At 39.4% G+C, this 18653-nt stretch carries 13 protein-coding genes; 8 read left to right on the forward strand and 5 right to left on the reverse strand.

Annotated elements, in window-relative coordinates; genetic code table 11:
* Positions 1 to 134 precede the first annotated feature (134 nt).
* The 3 genes from phoR to ACRWQM_RS11735 form a co-directional block, all read right to left on the reverse strand.
* The gene (gene phoR, locus ACRWQM_RS11725) at positions 135 to 1433 is read right to left on the reverse strand and encodes a phosphate regulon sensor histidine kinase PhoR (protein ID WP_434932031.1); all 1299 of its coding nucleotides are present in this window, start codon (positions 1431 to 1433) and stop codon (positions 135 to 137) included.
* Between the two features lie 148 nt (positions 1434 to 1581).
* Positions 1582 to 2271, reverse strand: coding sequence for a phosphate regulon transcriptional regulator PhoB (gene phoB, locus ACRWQM_RS11730; RefSeq protein ID WP_434932032.1), 690 nt, complete (start codon positions 2269 to 2271; stop codon positions 1582 to 1584).
* A gap of 204 nt (positions 2272 to 2475) precedes the next feature.
* Complete coding sequence (locus ACRWQM_RS11735) at positions 2476 to 3396, reverse strand: porin (protein ID WP_434930109.1); 921 nt, start codon at positions 3394 to 3396, stop codon at positions 2476 to 2478.
* A 303-nt stretch (positions 3397 to 3699) separates the two neighbouring features.
* Between ACRWQM_RS11735 and rdgC the strand changes: the two genes are divergently transcribed.
* Positions 3700 to 4611 carry a recombination-associated protein RdgC gene (gene rdgC, locus ACRWQM_RS11740; RefSeq protein WP_434930111.1) on the forward strand — a complete coding sequence of 304 codons (912 nt, stop codon included), beginning with the start codon at positions 3700 to 3702 and terminating at the stop codon, positions 4609 to 4611.
* A gap of 54 nt (positions 4612 to 4665) precedes the next feature.
* Positions 4666 to 5223 (forward strand): glutathione S-transferase family protein, encoded by a 558-nt coding sequence (locus ACRWQM_RS11745; RefSeq protein ID WP_434930112.1) that lies wholly within the window; start codon positions 4666 to 4668, stop codon positions 5221 to 5223.
* 51 nt (positions 5224 to 5274) lie between these two features.
* On the opposite strand, the gene ACRWQM_RS11750 is transcribed toward ACRWQM_RS11745, so the two are convergent.
* On the reverse strand, positions 5275 to 7101 hold the full coding sequence (locus ACRWQM_RS11750) for a M61 family metallopeptidase (protein ID WP_434930113.1): 1827 nt from the start codon (positions 7099 to 7101) through the stop codon (positions 5275 to 5277).
* Positions 7102 to 7279: 178 nt separating this feature from the next.
* Between ACRWQM_RS11750 and ACRWQM_RS11755 the strand changes: the two genes are divergently transcribed.
* From ACRWQM_RS11755 to ACRWQM_RS11775, 5 genes are all read left to right on the forward strand, one after another.
* The gene (locus ACRWQM_RS11755; RefSeq protein ID WP_434930114.1) at positions 7280 to 9430 is read left to right on the forward strand and encodes a tetratricopeptide repeat protein; all 2151 of its coding nucleotides are present in this window, start codon (positions 7280 to 7282) and stop codon (positions 9428 to 9430) included.
* Between the two features lie 242 nt (positions 9431 to 9672).
* Positions 9673 to 11229: a diguanylate cyclase domain-containing protein gene (locus tag ACRWQM_RS11760; RefSeq protein WP_434930115.1), complete on the forward strand. Its 1557-nt coding sequence runs from the start codon at positions 9673 to 9675 to the stop codon at positions 11227 to 11229.
* A 50-nt stretch (positions 11230 to 11279) separates the two neighbouring features.
* Positions 11280 to 12635, forward strand: coding sequence for a nucleotide 5'-monophosphate nucleosidase PpnN (gene ppnN, locus ACRWQM_RS11765; RefSeq protein WP_434930117.1), 1356 nt, complete (start codon positions 11280 to 11282; stop codon positions 12633 to 12635).
* Positions 12636 to 12644: 9 nt separating this feature from the next.
* Positions 12645 to 13418 (forward strand): flap endonuclease Xni, encoded by a 774-nt coding sequence (gene xni, locus ACRWQM_RS11770; protein ID WP_434930118.1) that lies wholly within the window; start codon positions 12645 to 12647, stop codon positions 13416 to 13418.
* A gap of 88 nt (positions 13419 to 13506) precedes the next feature.
* On the forward strand, positions 13507 to 13914 hold the full coding sequence (locus tag ACRWQM_RS11775; RefSeq protein ID WP_434928773.1) for a DUF3192 domain-containing protein: 408 nt from the start codon (positions 13507 to 13509) through the stop codon (positions 13912 to 13914).
* Positions 13915 to 14317: 403 nt separating this feature from the next.
* Here ACRWQM_RS11775 and ACRWQM_RS11780 read toward each other — a convergent pair whose 3' ends face one another.
* Complete coding sequence (locus ACRWQM_RS11780) at positions 14318 to 17098, reverse strand: alpha/beta hydrolase family protein (RefSeq protein ID WP_434930120.1); 2781 nt, start codon at positions 17096 to 17098, stop codon at positions 14318 to 14320.
* 489 nt (positions 17099 to 17587) lie between these two features.
* Between ACRWQM_RS11780 and ACRWQM_RS11785 the strand changes: the two genes are divergently transcribed.
* Positions 17588 to 18598, forward strand: a complete 1011-nt coding sequence (locus ACRWQM_RS11785; RefSeq protein ID WP_434928772.1) for an isocitrate dehydrogenase — start codon at positions 17588 to 17590, stop codon at positions 18596 to 18598.
* Positions 18599 to 18653: the final 55 nt, after the last annotated feature.

Consider the following 18653-nt stretch of genomic DNA (forward strand, 5'->3'; position numbering starts at 1 on the left):
GACAAGTCTATGACTATAATGTGACAGTTAGGTGACAGGTGAAATATATTTGCTGATTTAACATCATTATTGAAATAGTTAAGTCACAAAAATGAAAATGCCGTCATTATGACGGCATTCTGAATATCAAAAAATTAGTTTTTCCTATCAATTAAATGGGTAGGAACGATAAAGCTAAAAGTACTGCCTTTACCAAGCTCACTCAATACTGTCAATTCACTGTGATGATGACTTAATGCATGCTTCACAATTGCCAAACCTAAGCCACTACCACCCGTCTTACTGGAGCGGGCGTTATCTACCCGGTAAAAACGCTCAGTTAAACGATTGATATGTTGAGGAGCTATACCCACTCCGGTATCTGTTACCGAAAACTTTGCACCACTGGCAACACTTTGCCATGTTATAGAGACTTTTCCTCCTGGTGAGGTATAGCGAATCGCATTTGATATTAAATTAGAGCATGCACTTCTAAGCTGCTGTTCTTGGCCATGAATATTTAATCCCGGTTCACAGAAAAACACCAATTCATATTGTTCTGCTGCTAATGCTTGAGCTTCAGTTTTAAGCTGACTAAACATGCTATCCATATTGACAGTGTGAGACAGATCAATGCTGGCTCCTGCTTCAATACGCGACAATGCCAGTAGCTGCTCTACCATAGATTGCATTCGGCTCGTTTGTTGCTGCATCATATTAAGCGGTTTTTGATTTGGTGAGTTATCGTCTTCCATGGTTTGCATTATCTCTAAATACCCTTGTAATACTGTCAGCGGGGTTTTTAGCTCATGGGATACGTTAGCCACAAAGTCTTTACGCATGCTTTCTAATTGATGAATGCGGGTAATATCGCGCGCCATTAATAATAACTGACGATCACCATAGGGCATTAGCCGAATTTCTAGCAGACGTCTTTCTGATACAGGCGATGGGATCTCTAAAGGTTCACTGAAATTATGTTTACGCAAGTAGGCTGAAAAATCAGGGTGACGAATGAGGTTATCAATTCGCTGGCCATTATCTTGTGGCCACACAAAACCTAATATTAATTGAGCCAGTTTGTTACACCATAAAATATTGTGCTCTGAATCTAGCACCACAGCAGCATCGGGTAGTGCTTCAGCACCTTGTCTGAAGCGTCCAAGTAATGATGCTAGCTGACCCACTCGACGGCGGTTTTTTCCTTGAAGCCGATAAATACCATTAAAAATACCCTCCCAGCTCCCCCGCCCCTGCGGTGGCGTAAGCTTTTTATCTTTCCATAACCAATGGCTTAACCTAGACAACTGACGGTAATGCCAGAACAGTAGTGCTGCGGAACCAAGAAGTATTGTTAACATTATATAGTCAACAATCCAGCCCACCAGCACTAATAGCAATAACATCACCCCAAGGCGAAAAAGCAAGCGAAAGCCAGAATAAGAGTTCAATATACGTTACCTAAATCGCAGTATGGCAGTTAAATTAATCAATAATGATAATTTAACTGCCATACAGTGTGACTTCACATTTGAGTGGCTAGACTAGCACTTTTAGCCACTGCAAACATAGTGATATGAATATTCAAACAGTGAATATCCGCTACATCCTTGTTGAAAATCGGTAACCGGCTCCACGAACCGTTTGGATTAACTTATCGTGTCCGCCTTGCTCTATCGCTTTACGTAAACGTCGAATATGCACATCAACGGTACGATCTTCAACATAAACGTTTGTTCCCCAAACGTTATCAAGCAATTGTTCGCGGCTATAAACACGTTCTGGGTGTGTCATAAAAAAATGTAACAACCTAAATTCAGTAGGTCCCATATCGAGTACCCCATCACCTGCTGAAACACGATGACTAACTGGGTCTAATTGTAAACCTTGTACGTCTATTGTTTCCTCAAGCCTTGTTGGCGCACTGCGTCTTAATACCGCCTTAATACGTGCAACAAGTTCTTTGGGGGAAAAGGGTTTAGTGATGTAATCATCTGACCCTACTTCTAAGCCTTTAACCTTATCTTCCTCTTCGCCACGGGCGGTAAGCATGATAATAGGGATTTGACGGGTAAACTCATCTTGCTTTAACCGTTTGGCTAATTGAATACCACTGCCTCCAGGGAACATCCAATCCAATAAAATTAAGTCTGGATAAGGTTCCGCTAATAACGCAATGGCGGAATCAAAATCTTCAGCTGCAGCGGTTGTAAACCCGTGTTGGTCCATCACAAATGTCAGCATCTCACGGATGGCTGATTCATCTTCTACAATTAAAATCCTTGCTGTCATATTCGCTTCTATCAGTAATTTGCCACGATGACCATTATTGGTCAGTTTTGTTACAGAATTATGATCTTGAAGATATTTAACCATATTCCTTGATCAACAGCTTCAAAATGCTTGGCTTAATTACATTTCAAAACTGATCCAATAACATTTTATACCACAAAGCAAAAAGGAGCCGCAGCTCCTTTTTTCATCTAAATATTAAGCTTAAAATTTATGCTCTAAACCTAAACCAAAATATGAGTCATCAACATCGCCAGAGTCATACATTGCATTAGTGGTATAGTAAGCAAATAATTTAGTTGGCTTAGCCAATGTGTAATCTGCACCCACTGACATTGAGTCGCCTTTATTATCCATGTCTTGATACTGTGCTTTTAAGGTCACTGCATCTATGTCGTATGCAGCACTTAATAGATAACCATTATCTGTTACACCAGAGTTAAGCTTTTCTTGTTGCTGATACATACCGCCTAACACTAAACCAGCGACTTTACCTTGTACTGTAGCACGCGCAGTATCATAGCCTTTTACTTCAGAATCATAAGCTATTGCAGCATAAAATGGCGTTGCCTTTAAGCCTGAATCACCATAAGTAGCGGCCATACTCACGCCTGTGTTTTCGCTTTGCTCAGCATCGCCGTCAGCTACGTACGTTAAGCCGAACTGGAAATCACTAAACATTGGCGTCATGTATGTCGCGGTTTGTGCCATACGGTTTTCACCTTTAAACACATTTTTTACATCACCAACTAAGTCGTTAAACTGATCAACTTTACCTTGTGATATTTTTAAAACGGTATCATTACGACCCACAGACACAAGACCAAAACCACCTTGTAAACCAACAAATTGGTTACGCGCTTTAAAGTTTTCTTTTACATCATCACCCGTGTCAACTTCATACTCAATAGTATAGAAAGCTTCAAGGTCATTACCTAAGTCAAAATTACCTTTTACGCCAAAACGTGAAGCATTACTCTGAATCGTTGTTTCTGTCTCACCGGCTACATCGTTAGATTGTGCTGATACATTTAACTTACCATAAACTTGTAATGGGTCTGCGGCGTATGCTGTTGATGCTGTTACAGCGCAAGCCAGTAGAGTTTTAGCAAATAAGTTCATCATTTCATCCTTTCAACGTTTCTAATCATATGTGTTTACAGCTTGGGAACGAGCCGAAGTTTGCCTTGCTAATGTTTCAGAAATATTTCAGTCATTCAGAAAAAACTTAAAAACAAGCATAATTCACAAAACAAAAGTAACTTAATCATTGAATTTAAATAATAAAAATATAATTAGTTACTTTGTGACATTTTTATGAATTCTGTCATATGAATCAATAGGCCGATTTAAAAGGCCTGTTTACCCAACCAATCAGATGCCGTAAACTGCTTGGCCAACTATTTATTAAATAATGAGTGTCTCTTTATGTGGTTTAAAAATCTCACCTTGTACCGTTTCAATAAACCGTTTTCCACCGACACCGAAGCGTTAGAAAAAGCCTTAGCAGATTTCACCTTTTCACCTTGTGGTAGCCAAGACATCAGTAAATTCGGTTTTTCAAATGCGCTGGGTAAAAAAGGTCAAGCTTTAGTCCATAGCGCAGAAAATCGTCACCTTATTTGCGTCACTAAAGAAGATAAAATATTACCTGGTCAGGTCATTAAAGAAGCACTTGATGAAAAAGTGGCTTTAATTGAAGATGCAGAAAACCGCACTGTGACTAAAAAAGAAAAAGATGCGATGAAGGATGACATCACAACCACATTACTGCCAAGAGCCTTCACTCGTCGTAGCCAAACCCGTGCGCTTATTTTGCCAGAACTGGAAATGATTTTAGTTGATAGCTCAAGTGCAACCAAAGCTGAAGAAATGTTAGCTTTATTGCGTAAAGCTTTAGGCAGTTTACCTATTATTCCACTCAGTTATGTCAAGCCTATTGAGCAAACCTTGACTGAATGGTTACAAGCGGGTGAAGCACCACAACCTTTTGAAATGCAAGATGAAGCTGAGTTAAAATCTGAATCAGACGAAGGTGGCATTGTGCGCTTTAAACAGCAGGTTCTTCAAGAAGACGAAGTATTGGCACATTTAGCAACCGGTAAACAAGTGCACAAACTCGCGCTACATTTTGCTCAGTCTGTCGCATTTGTTATGCAGTCTGATGCGAGCGTGAAACGGATTAAATTCTCTGAAGAGTTTAGAGCCGGTAACGACGAAGTCGGTAATGAGGATCCTATGGCGCGTTTGGATGCCGATTTTGCATTAATGGGCAGTGAACTTATCGCCTTTGTTCAAGCATTACATGGTGCATTTGGCCCAATGGAACAAAGTATTTAAGCTGTCACAATATCAATAAATATCTTACTTTTTTAATAAGTGAAAGGAGTGGTAATGAAGCTATATGGAAGTTATACCTCACCGTTTGTCCGCCACTGCAGAATTGCATTGATGGAGTCTGGTCAAGATTTCGAATTTATCGAAACGGACCAAGCCAGTAGTGCGTTACTCTCGCCGACTCAACGGGTACCATTCCTACAACATGGTGATACTTTTTTAACCGATTCAAGTGCGATTTTATTTTATATCAGGCAGCAAGCTGGACAGCCATACTTAGGCACTCCAGCTGAACTCGATCTGTTTTGTATGGTCAATACCGCTTTAGACAGCACAGTTAATTTGTTCTTTTTAGAGAAAGATGGCGTTGATATCAACTCAGTCGCATATACCCAACGTCAAGCGGCTAGAATTGACTCAAGTCTTGCACAGTTTGAGCAACTCACCTTAAGCGATAGCGCCCCCTATACAGACCCGGAGCTGCGTTTAGCGTGTTACTTAGACTGGGGGTTATTCCGTAATCGTATCAATATAGACAAGTGCTCTAATCTAAAAGGCTTTCTCAGTGGTATAGCAAAATATGCACCTTTTGCTAACACCAAACCACCGCAATAAAGATTAATAAAATGCCCATCAAGTTGATGGGCATTTTATTGCCTGGTTAAGCTACTTATCAGCCTTTATATATTCACCTTTAGTATCAAATGGCCAATCTACGCCTAACCATGCTTTAAAAAAGGCTTTATGCTCGGCAGTCACTTTTTCAACAGGGGATATTGTTAGCTCACCTTTTGGTTGTTCGGCTAAAGTAAGACTGCGTTTTACCAGTTGATCATTATTAAATATCGTCAACTCAATAATGTCGCCAGGGTTAAAATCCGCTAACCGTTTATCCCAACTTGATGCACTCACTTTAAGCCCGTTTACCGCAACAATTTGATCCCCTGCATTAATGCCAGCTTGCCATGCAGGGCCTTCTCGGGTCACAAATAAAATCGTTAAATCATCATATAAACCAGTTAGGGTTAAACCTGCATTCACTTCGGTTTTAGCCTCTTTATCGTATCCAAGTTGAAGACCAGCTTGTAATAACATGGCGTCAAAGTCTAAGGTGACGGGTGAGGTAACATTTTTACTCCACCACGCTTGATAATCTTTTCCTGATAAACCTTTGAGAATATTTTTAATGTCGCTTACGTTATAGCCCATCGGCACTTTAAAATCTTGATAAAGCTTTCTGTGCACATCACGAAATGAATGCTTCAACTTAGTTTGTGCAAGTAAATCAAAATCTAATGATAATGATGTCATGTAACCTTCAGCGTATATATTCACACTGTGATTAACGGCATAGTCTCCCCAAGTACTGCTCCATTGACCTAAACTGGCTTCAGCAATCGATTGAATTTCACGGCCTGGATTATGTTGATTATTGACAATGCGTTTACTGAGATCATCAAAAAACTCTTCGGCGGTAATAATACCAGCACGCAATAACAACTGATGTTGGAAATAACTGGTTGAACCTTCTGCAATCCACAACAGTTCAGTCATATTTTCCGACTGATAATCGTAAGGCACTAATCCCTGAGGACGATAAGCTTTAACGTTCCAGCTATGAATAAACTCATGTGAAGCGGTACTGATAAAACGTAAGTAATCACTACGTTCTCGAAAACTAAAACGCGGCAATTGAATAACAGTTGAGTTTAAATGCTCAGTTGCCCCGCTTGCTCCACTGGTGGCGTGTACCATATAAACGTAACGTTCAAACGGATAATCATCCCAAATCGCACTCGCCTGATGACTTATTTTTTCTAAATCGGTAATAATTTGTTTAGTGTCATAATTACCCTCGCCCCAAAACACAACCTCATATTCCCGTCCATCGGCTCTAAAACTAAAATGCTGATTAATACCCGTTTCTATTGGAGAATCTACCAACACATCGTAGTTATCAGCGACAAAGGAGTGGGCTTTTTTACCACTTTCCATGCCTGAGTAACTGCGCCACTCTTTCGGCACAGACAAATTAACTTTTACCGCCTCGTCACGAAATACTGGGCTATACATAAAGATACCACTGGCATCTAAATAAGCATGGCTGCGATCAATATGACGTAATCGATCGCCAAGTTCATTAGCATAAATTTGATATTGAACTGTTACACTTGAGGGTTTATGTAACTTTACCTGCCATTCGCCACTAGCAGTTCGATGCCAATCTAATGCTTTCCCTTCACTATCTGTGGCTTTAAATAATCTCACCCCATCGGCAACGGGTAATACTTGATATCGACCGGTACGCCACACTGGCAAATTAATAGTCAGAGAGCTTGTATCAGTTTGCGGAAAAGTCACCGCCACTTTGGCTAAATGATGCTGTGGCTGTGTTAAATCTATTTGATATTCAACATCGGCTAACGCTGGCGTCGTCCAACTGGCGACAAAAATAGCACTACTTAACATTATTGCTAAAGAGGTAGGTTTCACTGTGACATCCTTCTGGTATGATTCTATTATTGTTTTTATGTTGATTTAGTTTTGCATTATCTTAAAAATTATAACAACCTATTGCTAGAGTCTCAGCAATAAACAACATCTGTTTACATATTATTACTCATTGTGAGTTTCCGACGGTTGTCGGCTTATCAAGGAAGGTTTAGATTTTATGCGGCATATCATCATTTGGTGTTCACTGGTATTCATTAATTTGTTTGCATCAGCTAATGCCACAGATCTTGAACTACAGGAAATTACTTTTCGCGAAACACCACAAGAGCTTTACCTTGAACTCAGATCCAGTACTCAGTTTCCATTAGAGTTTAGCAATAAGAGTCAATTTGATCTTATTGCCAAAAAGCTTGATATGTCACCCGATGATTTGATCCAACAATTAATATTGCTGGCAAGGCTTAACCTTGAATCAAATGTGAACTCAGATACAAAAAATGAGGATGCTCTCACTCTCATAAAGCAATTAAGAATAGTGGCAACCACACCGTTAGATAAAGCAATAATTATTATGTTAAACGGGCGGTTAAGCGCGCGAGAAACCCAAGATTATACTTATGCAATAAGCCAATATAACGATGCATTGAATAAGGTAAGCTCTGACTTATCACTGCAAGCCACCTTATTTAGATTTTCAATTCATGAGCACTTAAGTGGCTTATATAGAATGGTTTTACAACCATCACCTAACCTAACTCACTTAAACCGTTATCGAGAAATAGCTTATCAACTGCGTAATGACTATTTCATCGCACTGGCAGAATTAGAGCTAGGGCGTTATTACAATAGAAGAAGTGAACCGGCAAAGTCATTACAATATTATACAGAGGCTTTTCGTGTGGGTAACCGCATTAGCTACCCAGGGATTAAAGCACACGCTCAACTCAATTTAGCCCGTACTTATCGCGATTTAGAACAGTGGGATGAAGCGCTCAAACACGCCCATGATGCAACTACAAGTTTCCAGACTTTTGACCAAGGTTCATATACGGCAGAAGCCTTGACCGTGATTGCGATGATTTACGCAGGCAAGAAAGAATGGAACAAAGCAATTGACTATTATCTTAATGCACAACAAGTTAACGAACGACTTGGTAATGAAATAGGTCAAGGTTTAAACAGTCACAATATTGCTGAGGCCTATTTAAACCTTAACAATGGGCCAGCAGCATTGGCTGCGATAGCCAAAGCTAATAGCATTTTCATCGCTAAAAATGTTACTCATTACTTAGTTTATAATGAAGCCTTGTACACAGAAATTCTGATTAAACTAGCAATGTGGCCAGAAGCCATTGAACATGCAAAGAAGTCACTCGTCCTAGCGACAGAAAAAAACTTAACAGATCAAAAGTTAGAAGCATTAAAATACCTATCAATGTCTTACCGAAAAGTGGGTGACTTAAATGCCGCCATAGATATTGTTGATCAAATTATTGAGTTATCCGACGGAATAGACGCAGTAGAAGAGGATGAATCTGAGAGTTCGGGGCTCACTGAGCAAAAATTAAAATTCGATTTAAGCCTATTACAAACAAAAGTCAACGAACAAAAGGCTGCCCTTAATGACAATCAATTGATGACTATTTTATTGCTCTGCAGCACTATTATCATTGTGATTGTATTGTTAGTGACCATAAGCCGTTCTCAGAGAATCATTCGAGCGCAACGAGAGTACAAACAACAATACCTATTGGAGCCCATAAGTCAGCTAAATGGATTTAGAGCCTGTATTCTACGTTTGCAAAACGACAAATTATCTGAGATATCTAATTTTGCTTTACTTAAAATAGAAGCACTGACTCATAGCGATACCCAGATGGGTTTAACTGAATCAGCTAAAATTATTCAGTCATTTATTAATGAATTAAGCCAGTTATTAACCGCAGATATCTACGTTATCAAACCGGGGCTATTTGCTTGTTGCTTTAATTATACTATTAGCGCGCAGGATTTATTGTCAACGATTGAAGGTTATGTCGCTAAAAGCACACTTTTAAACCCCTTAATACCCAGCTTTAACAAAGAAAAAAAGTTATCCCGTATTTATATCGGTCATATTAATATGCCATTACTTGCCAACCCGGATATATCAGTATCTGCAGAACTGCACTTTGAGACCGCACAATATGCTATTGCAGCAGCAATGACTCAAAACGAAAATACCTATGTATCAATCAAGACCCTTAACTTTGCTCCAGCCACTATTTTTAGTGCGCCACTCTATCTTAACCTCACGCAAGCATTGAAGAGAGGAATAATTAAAGCTGAAAGTAATCAGATAATTACAGAAGAGTCTTGGCCAAGTTAAATATTGCGCAATTATTCAGCGAACATCAAGAATCATCATCTTTTGTACTGATTTTAGATATCCGTCTACAACGCTTTGTTATAACATTGCTACACTATAGATATAGTCGTGCGTCGTTATGTTAGATATTACCCAACTTAGCCTAAATTTTAGTTATCTGTGTTTAGTTATCGGTGTAATTGAAGACATATAAACATTATCTTTTTTATTAGTTGAATTTAGCGGAAGCAACAAGGCATTTTATGAAAGATTCCGAGATAGCGGTATCACAAATAGCGCTAATGAAACAAAAACTTCATGCTGCCCGAACAGCTTTAGAGGATATCAATAAAGATCGTAATGATAAGCTTAAAACCCTGATCCAGTTTATTGGCCATTTAAGCTTGGCCTGTAAAGGGCAAAATCTTGAGCTTGATAATAAATTAGCCAAATTACGTCACCAATTGCATGATTACGAGCAAATTGACGAGGCGCTACCTGAATTAGTTGCTATTGAAAGAATTTTGAAAGGTCAATATCACCATACTATGACTCAGCTTGAAGAAAGCAGATTAGGTCTAGCTAGAGTGATAAGGCAGATTCAACGAGTCAATTCAGCACCCGATAAAGTCAAAAAAGAAATCAATTATTTCAAGCAAGATCTCGCGAAACCTTTTCACACCGTATGGGAATACATCCCCAAAGTTGAAAAGCTTATTGGCTTTTACGAAGAAATTTTACAGCAGCAATTTACCGATGAAGACAGTTACGACATATTACCGCAGCACATTCAACTTGCGCATGAACTGGCAGTAAAAATATCTGAAATAGAGTTTCGTAAAGATCAACGCGACCAAATCCTGGTAATGAAAGAAGTATTATTGGGCGATATTAGCTTAAATACATTACTTGAATCGTATCAAACTATCCTAAGCTTATTATTAGATAATATTGCCAGAGAGAAATCAGCTTCCCAGGACTTTCTATACGCATTAAATGATGCTTTAACCGTTGTCCGAGATGTCGTCAATAATTCGCAAAACAACAATGAGCGAAGCCATCAACTTAAGCAGCAGTTAAATAAAGAGATTAACTTAAGGGTTGATAATGCTGACGGTATTATCACTGAAGTCGACGATTTAAGTGATTTAAAGACGCAGCTAACAATACAGTTATCATCCCTTCGTGATGTGTTATCTCGTAAAGAAGCGCTTGAACAACGTGAACAAACAATATTACGTAAGTCTATTGAAGCCATGCGTAAAGAGCTTAATAGTATTACCCAAGAAGCAAATTGTTATAAAGAAAAACTATTTGAACACCAAAAACTTAATCTTCTTGACCCACTGACTCAACTGGCAAATAGAACCGCCCTTGAGGATAGAATGGATCAAGAATATCGAAATCATGTTCGATTTAAGACACCTTTGTGGATTGCGGTAACCGATATTGACCATTTTAAATCGGTAAATGATAATTTTGGCCACAGTACGGGTGATAAAACACTGCAAGTAATTGCTATGGCTCTTAAAAACTCATTACGCGACAGTGAATTTGTGGCAAGGTACGGTGGTGAAGAGTTTGTGCTGTTACTGCCTGACGTTACCGAAGAGCATATTTCAGCATTACTTAACCGCGTAAGAGAAAAAGTAAAAAATATTCCATTTAAATTTAAAAATCAGAGAATTACAGTTACATTATCTATCGGTGCTGCGCAAGTGATGGACAATGAAACCATCGAAGAAGCTTTTGAAAGAGCAGATACGGCACTCTATAAAGCGAAAAATAATGGCAGAGACAGAGTCGTAATAGACATATAAGCAGCACCGCAGCTTAAGTGTCTTTACACTTAGGTCTATAGGAGTTGCTTATGATTATACGGATTAGCCCTCGAGGCAGTTTGGATCAACTTTCACAGTTGGAAGTTGATCGACTAAAACAAGGCGCCAAAAGCGACCTTTATCAATTGTACCGCAGCTGCTCATTAGCTGTGTTATCTTCAGGCCTTGTCAGTGATGACGCTGAAGCGCTTTTCGATAGATTCGACACCTTCAATATCAATGTACTTCAACGTGAACGTGGTATTAAGCTTGAATTGATCAACCCTCCCGAGCAAGCTTTTGTCGACGGTGAAATAATTACCGGTATTCAAGAACACTTATTTGCTGTGCTGCGTGACATCATTTATATCACCAATAAATACGATAACCTCAAACACATCAACTTAACCAATGCGAGTCACATTACCAATGTTGTTTTCGATATATTGAGAAATGCGCGCGCGATCTCGCCAATGAAGGACCCCAATGTTGTCGTATGCTGGGGTGGACACAGTATTAATGCCGTCGAATATCAATATACTCGCGACGTAGGATACCAGTTAGGGCTTAGGCAACTTGATATTTGTACTGGCTGTGGCCCTGGTGCAATGGAAGGTCCGATGAAAGGCGCGGCAATTGGTCATGCAAAACAAAGGGTTAAAAATGCTCGTTATATTGGTTTAACCGAACCCAGTATTATTGCCGCAGAGCCTCCTAATCAAATCGTCAATGAACTGGTCATTTTGCCCGACATAGAAAAACGCCTTGAGGCCTTTGTGCGCATTGGTCATGGGATTATTATATTCCCAGGTGGTGCGGGCACTGCTGAAGAGCTACTGTACTTTTTAGGTATTTTATTGAATATAGAAAACGCTGACACTCCTTTTCCATTAGTGCTTACTGGCCCTAAGGAAAGTGCACAATATTTTGAAGAAATTGATAAATTTATTGGTGCCACCCTTGGCGAAGAAGCCCAGAATAAGTATCAAATTATTATTGATGACCCTGTCAAGGTTGCTCAAATAATGAAACAAGGTATGGCGGAAGTGAAAACCTATCGCAAAACAAAAGGCGATGCTTATCAGTATCAGTGGTCTTTAAAAATTGAACCAGAATTTCAATTACCCTTTGATCCCAGCCATGAAGTTATGGCAAATTTAAATCTATACTTTCAAAATAATAAAGCTGAGCTTGCCGCTAATTTACGTAAGGCATTTTCAGGCATTGTGGCTGGCAATGTGAAAGGCGAAACCATCAAGCGCATTAAGGAGCACGGCAAGTTCCATATTAAAGGCGACCCTAAGTTAATGGAGATGATGGACAAGCTACTTAATGCATTTGTAGAACAACAGCGAATGAAACTTCCTGGCAGCGCTTATGAGCCTTGCTATAAAATCATCACATAAAATAATAATATGAATAAATTACTCATTATTGATGGTCTTAACCTAGTTCGCCGTATACATGCGGTGTTACCAGACGAGACCGATATTGACAGTGTTAAGGTGCGCTCTTTGGCAGCTTGTCATAAAATGTTACAACACCATCAACCTTCCCATGTCGTTGCCGTCTGGGATGGCGAACAAGAGTCTTGGCGTAAAAAGCTTTATGCTGATTACAAAAAAGGTCGAAAGCCGATGCCTGAAGCCTTACATAAAGGGTTAAAGGAAATTAAATCGGCACTGGCCGCAGAGCATATCTATTCATTAGATGCAGCATCAGAAGCTGATGATGTCATCGCCACATTAGCCCTTAAAATTACCAATAATCAGGGCCAGGCAATTATTGCCTCTACCGATAAAGGCTTTAGCCAGTTACCGCAAAATCAACTGACATTGTGGGATCACTTTAATCAAAAAGCATTTGATTTAATTGAATATGAACGCAAACTTGGTGTAGTACACAGTCAGTTTTTGGACTTTATTGCCCTTGCAGGCGACAGCGGCAATAAAATCCCCGGCATTGCAGGTATCGGTCCTAAATCAGCGGCAGACTTACTGAATAAATTTCGCACTTTAGCTAATATCTATCGTTCACTGGAAAATCTTGGCCCCAAACAGGCACAAAAACTTGCAGAAGGAAAAGACATTGCACGTATTAGTTACAAATTGGCCCAGCTGCAATGTGACATTCCACTCAATATCAACTTAAAACAATTTAGATATCAAGCTGGGATATCGACACCATAAGTTACAAAATTAGCCGTTACAAAAACATTAGAATCCATTAAGTTAAATAATATTGTAACTCAACACTAAAATATATTCGGGCCTATAAATGAAAGCTAAAGCTACTTACGTTATCGGTGGGGTTTTTATCGCATACCTCTTTTTTGTCGCTGTTGTGATGTTTGTCTACGAACCACAGCCAGAAGATAGGGAGTGGGATGACAGGCAAGCTTATAATAACCAGAAAATGAGTGAACTCAGCTTTGGACAACCACGGGAAGACATTATAAAAATATTTGGCAGCGCGGATTTTGTTGAAGCTAAAACGGCTATAGATGGTCAATATCAACTGTTATTTTATCGCACCCACCATGTGCAATCAGATGGCATTACCACCCGCGATGAATGCACACCGCTGTTGTTTAAAAATAATATCTTAATAGCTTGGGGAACCGAAACACTTCAACAATATTTAGCTAGCACTATTTTTGCTGATAACAGTATTCAGGCTCACTAGTTTAACCCTGCATTTATGCTGCGGCTCATCAATATTGAGCCATCAGCCGCAATCTGTTAAATAATCGATATGTTTCCCGCAAAACTAAGTCTTTAGCGCGATTCTATTTATGAGATTGACTCACTTTTTTGTATCCTTAATATTCAAATCTTATATTAAGTCAAATAAAGGATTACTTATTCAAGATGATAACTGTTGAAGACAGAATGGTTGGTAAGGCCAGATGATGTAGTACTTCCTCTTAAATGTATTATCATTTTTCAATAAGTCGCTTTTATCGCCGACCTCAACAGCATTATCGCAGCCAATCAGAGATTCTAGTGTTATGCACTGAGATGAAAATGTTTTCCAATAAAAATGCAGGCCGCTAGTGCCTGCATATTCTAGTCAACTTAGCATCTTATTAGTCTGCTGAGTACTCTTGATAAGCTTCACCTTTTTCAAGCCATAATGGCGCTGGCTTACCGAGTAAGTAATGATCAAAGTATTGACGCATTTTTATGGTGTAATCCAGCTTGTTAGGGTACTTCTTCAAATGATGTGGTTCGCCTTCATACTGAAGAAATACCACATCCTTACCTGCACGACGCATGGCTAAATACATTTCAATACCTTGCTCCCAAGGCACAGCATCGTCAATATCACCAAACATAATCATCATAGGTGTTTGAATGCGTTCAACATAAAATACAGGTGAGTTTTCAATGTATTTCTGTGGCGCTTTATATAAGCTTTCAGCCATTCTACTTTGGCCGGCCTCATACTGAAATTGACGTGCAAGTCCGCTACCATGTCGAATTCCACTGTAGGCGCTGGTCATATTCGATACCGGCGCCCCTGCTACCGCTGCGGCAAACATATTAGTTTGAGTAACAGCATAAGCCGTTTGATAACCGCTCCATGAATGTCCATGCAGGCCGATTTTTTTAGGATCCGCGACACCCATTTCAACTATTTTTTGTACTCCAGAGGTTAATGCTTTTACCGCCGATATACCTGGATAGCCAATTTCAAAACGAATATCTGGTAAAAAAATCGCATAACCATTATCGGTATACCAGGCAAAATTAGGTCTATGGTTTATTTTCATATCAGGAAAAGCATGTAAACGATCGCTCATAAAGCGGTAATAGTAGACCATAACAGGATAGGTTTTTCCTTCCTGGTAATTACTTGGTTTAATCAACACGCCATCAATAGACTCACCATCTGCGCCAGTCCATTGCACTAGCTCTGCATGGCCCCAAGAAAACCCTTGGCGCTGCTTGTCTAATTGAGTAAGCGCTTTAGCACTGCTTAGGGAGTCTAGCGTTGCAGTATAAATATCTGGATATAAATCAAAACGCTGGGTTGAAAATAATACCTGTTCGCTCTGCTTAGCTCTGGCTAGCACGGTTAATTTACTTTTACTATTAGTGAGTTTTTTTACCCCTGCTGTACCTATTTTTGCTTGGTAAAACTCATCCTCTTTATTGCGATGACTGTAACCTTGTAATAGCACCACTTGATCTTGCTTAAGCGTAGCAGGCTGTTTATCTTCAACTAACCCTTTAACGCGAAATTCAATACCTTGCTTTCGCCCTTCCCCATTAGATAACATAAAACCATTATGAGACTTGGTATTGAACTGCCATGCATCATATTTATCATAGGCAATAAAGCCTGAACTATCGGCTAACCATGGACCAAAACCATAACCTGGAGCTTGGCTCGGATAATCATGGTCTTCATCGGAAAATGGCACATCATATTGACCACTCAAGTTATAACTTACCGCTTGAGCAATATCGTAAATATAAATATTTCCCTGCTGATAATAGCGAAGGAATTGAGCATTAGGTGATAATGTCGGAATAGCGTCACTAGGTTGCTGTGCCAACACCAAAATCTTTCGACCCGTGTTCACATCCACCAAATACACATCTTGATAAAAACCTGCCCAGGTAATCATTTTCTGGTAAGGCACATCTGATGTTGCCACTAAATAACGCTGTTGCTCACCATAATTTATGGTTGGCACAGTTTTATCAGCCAATTGAACCATATGATCTGCTTCAATATGATAAACCGCTAAATAAGTACGCTTTAGCTCATCTTGATATTCTTTCACTTCATGGGGCTTAATTTTGGGGTCATCGCCATGCCAAACCCGTAGATTTTTATTGTCAGTAATGACACCTTGATCAAATAATGATTGTTCATCGGTATATTTTACCCGCGCTGTAGGGGCAATAACTTGCGGTACTCTACCAACAAATAACCGCTCATTATCACGGGAAAACATCACGCTAGCATGTTGATTCAACGTCCACCCATCACTACTAGGTTGACGTTTTTTACCTGACTTTATATCAATAAGATGTAATTTATATTCACGACTATCACGCTTACTGGCCAGTTTTCCCGCCGTAAATCCAACAAAGCGACCATCGTTGCTTAAAGCGAGCTCGCCCACTTGCTCATCTATCGCGCTATATATATTACGTTGAGTTTGATCTTTTAAGCTCACTAACGTGACATGATGTTGATTATTATCATGATCATTAACCGCCGCGACAAAATGAATTCCTGACTCATCAAATGCGTATTGAGTCACATTAGTGAGTTGAATTTCTTTTTGAGTCGTTAAATGGATTAAGGTTAACGAGGTGCCTTTATCCGCATCATCAAGTTTGGGCTTTTTCTTCGAATCTGATTGCTCTGTATTATCTTCTGCTGGCTTACTGTCTGGGGCAGGTTTTTCTTCTTTGAACCAAATAGCTAAATACTGGCCATTATCATTAAAATGCGCCGACTTAACATTTTCAAATGTCTGTTGTGTGTTTGTCTTAGTGTTAAGTAGCACTATATTCTGGGTTAATTCGGCTTTCTTTTTAGTTTCTTTATCTAGCAAACTTGCTGGAATAGTCGCGATAACAAATTGACCATTAGGTGTCACTTCAGGCTGAGTTCCATTAGTAATTTCAAAACTCTTGCTACCATCAGTCGATTTAATAATAACATCACTCTCACCTCTGTCAGGCTGAGCCTCAACTGCCATTATGCTACCATCATCAGCTAATACTGGTTGCTGTAAGGTTTTAAAATGCATAATGTCGGTCAGGGTTAATGGTTCCGCTGATATCAGGCTCGATGAGAGCGACAAAGCCACCACAGCGTAAATGGACAAATAAGATAATTTCACAATCTTCCTCTTTTATAATTATGGGGTATTAATAACAACTAACACCCAATTCGAAGTATTTACTGTTCAGTGCTCATTTATAATTAATTACAGTCTCCACTAGCAGCCACATAAGTATCGCTACTTTCATTATGCGACTATGGTCGTCTAGTAAATAACCGCAATAAATGAACAATATATCCTGCTTTAATAGCGTTAACTCTTGCTGAAAAAGGCAGGCTGACTTATCGATTTGTTAAGATTTAGTTGAATCGGTCACTTATTGAATTATTTTAATCCAAAATGACTTTAAATGACCTTTAAAATGTCATTTCACTCTCAGTTTTGTGTAAATAAAGATGTTAAATCGTTAAAATAGCTCACCGAAACATTGCGTTTCGATCTTAGTACCACCGCTTAGTGTAAGCCGTATTTAAATCACCTTGCTTAGGCGGTCAATATTAATGCGCTGTATTCATTGCAGTCACATCTCAGGTGTAAGGACTTCTCATGTCAAAACGTACAATAACTGTAATTCCAGGTGATGGGATTGGCCCAAGCATTATCGATTCTGCATTAAAAATTCTTGATAAGGCTGGTTGTAATTTTGAATATGAATTTGCCGATGCTGGTCTAGCTGCGTTAGAAAAACACGGAGAGCTAATACCGCAACGTACCTTAGACTTAATTGAAAAAAACCGCATTACTTTAAAGGGTCCGTTAACCACTCCTGTTGGTGAAGGTTTTACTTCAATTAATGTTAGTTTGCGTAAAAAGTTCAGCTTGTATGCAAATGTTCGCCCAGTAAACTCATTTAAGGGCACTCAGGCCCGTTATGAAAATATTGATATTATTACGGTGCGAGAAAATACCGAAGGCATGTACTCAGGTTTTGGCCAAAAAGTATCAGACGACGGTGAAACGGCTGAAGCAACCAGTATTATTACCCGCAAAGGTGCTGAGCAAATCGTGACATTTGCCTATGAATTAGCCCGTAAAGAAAATCGTAAAAAAGTCACTATTGTGCATAAAGCCAATATCATGAAATCAACCTCAGGTTTGTTTTTGAAAGTGGCTAGAGAAGTCAGCTTACGTTATCCTGATTTGATTACTGAAGAAATGATTGTTGATGCCACTTGCATGAAGCTGGTAATGAACCCAGAAAACTTTGATGTAATAGTCACAACCAACTTATTCGGCGATATCTTATCTGATTTGTGTGCTGGGCTTGTCGGTGGTTTAGGCATGGCACCGGGGGCAAATATTGGTCGCGACGCCGCTATCTTTGAAGCGGTACATGGCAGTGCACCAGATATTGCGGGTAAAAACTTAGCCAATCCAACATCCGTTATTTTAGCCTCAATTCAAATGCTTGAATATTTAGGTATGTCAGATAAAGCGGTAATGATCCGTAATGCGGTAGCAGCAGTGATTGAAGAAGGCGATCGTACTACCCGTGACTTAGGGGGCACTTATGGTACTACTGACTTCACTCAAGCGGTATTAGAACGATTAGGTTAGCTTTTGCTGTTGAGCACAAAACCTACAAAAAAGCCCTAATTTCGATTAGGGCTTT

Origin of the sequence: Shewanella sp. HL-SH5 (assembly GCF_051163755.1) — a bacterium.
GTDB lineage: Bacteria > Pseudomonadota > Gammaproteobacteria > Enterobacterales > Shewanellaceae > Shewanella > Shewanella glacialimarina.

What these genes read in the sequence shown, in the direction of transcription:
- phoB (WP_434932032.1), bottom strand. Translation starts at nt 2,271, where the DNA reads ATGACAGCAAGGATTTTAATTGTAGAAGATGAATCAGCCATCCGTGAG.
- ACRWQM_RS11735 (WP_434930109.1), bottom strand. Translation starts at nt 3,396, where the DNA reads ATGATGAACTTATTTGCTAAAACTCTACTGGCTTGCGCTGTAACAGCA.
- rdgC (WP_434930111.1), top strand. Translation starts at nt 3,700, where the DNA reads ATGTGGTTTAAAAATCTCACCTTGTACCGTTTCAATAAACCGTTTTCC.
- ACRWQM_RS11745 (WP_434930112.1), top strand. Translation starts at nt 4,666, where the DNA reads ATGAAGCTATATGGAAGTTATACCTCACCGTTTGTCCGCCACTGCAGA.
- ACRWQM_RS11755 (WP_434930114.1), top strand. Translation starts at nt 7,280, where the DNA reads ATGCGGCATATCATCATTTGGTGTTCACTGGTATTCATTAATTTGTTT.
- ACRWQM_RS11760 (WP_434930115.1), top strand. Translation starts at nt 9,673, where the DNA reads ATGAAAGATTCCGAGATAGCGGTATCACAAATAGCGCTAATGAAACAA.
- ppnN (WP_434930117.1), top strand. Translation starts at nt 11,280, where the DNA reads ATGATTATACGGATTAGCCCTCGAGGCAGTTTGGATCAACTTTCACAG.
- xni (WP_434930118.1), top strand. Translation starts at nt 12,645, where the DNA reads ATGAATAAATTACTCATTATTGATGGTCTTAACCTAGTTCGCCGTATA.
- ACRWQM_RS11775 (WP_434928773.1), top strand. Translation starts at nt 13,507, where the DNA reads ATGAAAGCTAAAGCTACTTACGTTATCGGTGGGGTTTTTATCGCATAC.
- ACRWQM_RS11785 (WP_434928772.1), top strand. Translation starts at nt 17,588, where the DNA reads ATGTCAAAACGTACAATAACTGTAATTCCAGGTGATGGGATTGGCCCA.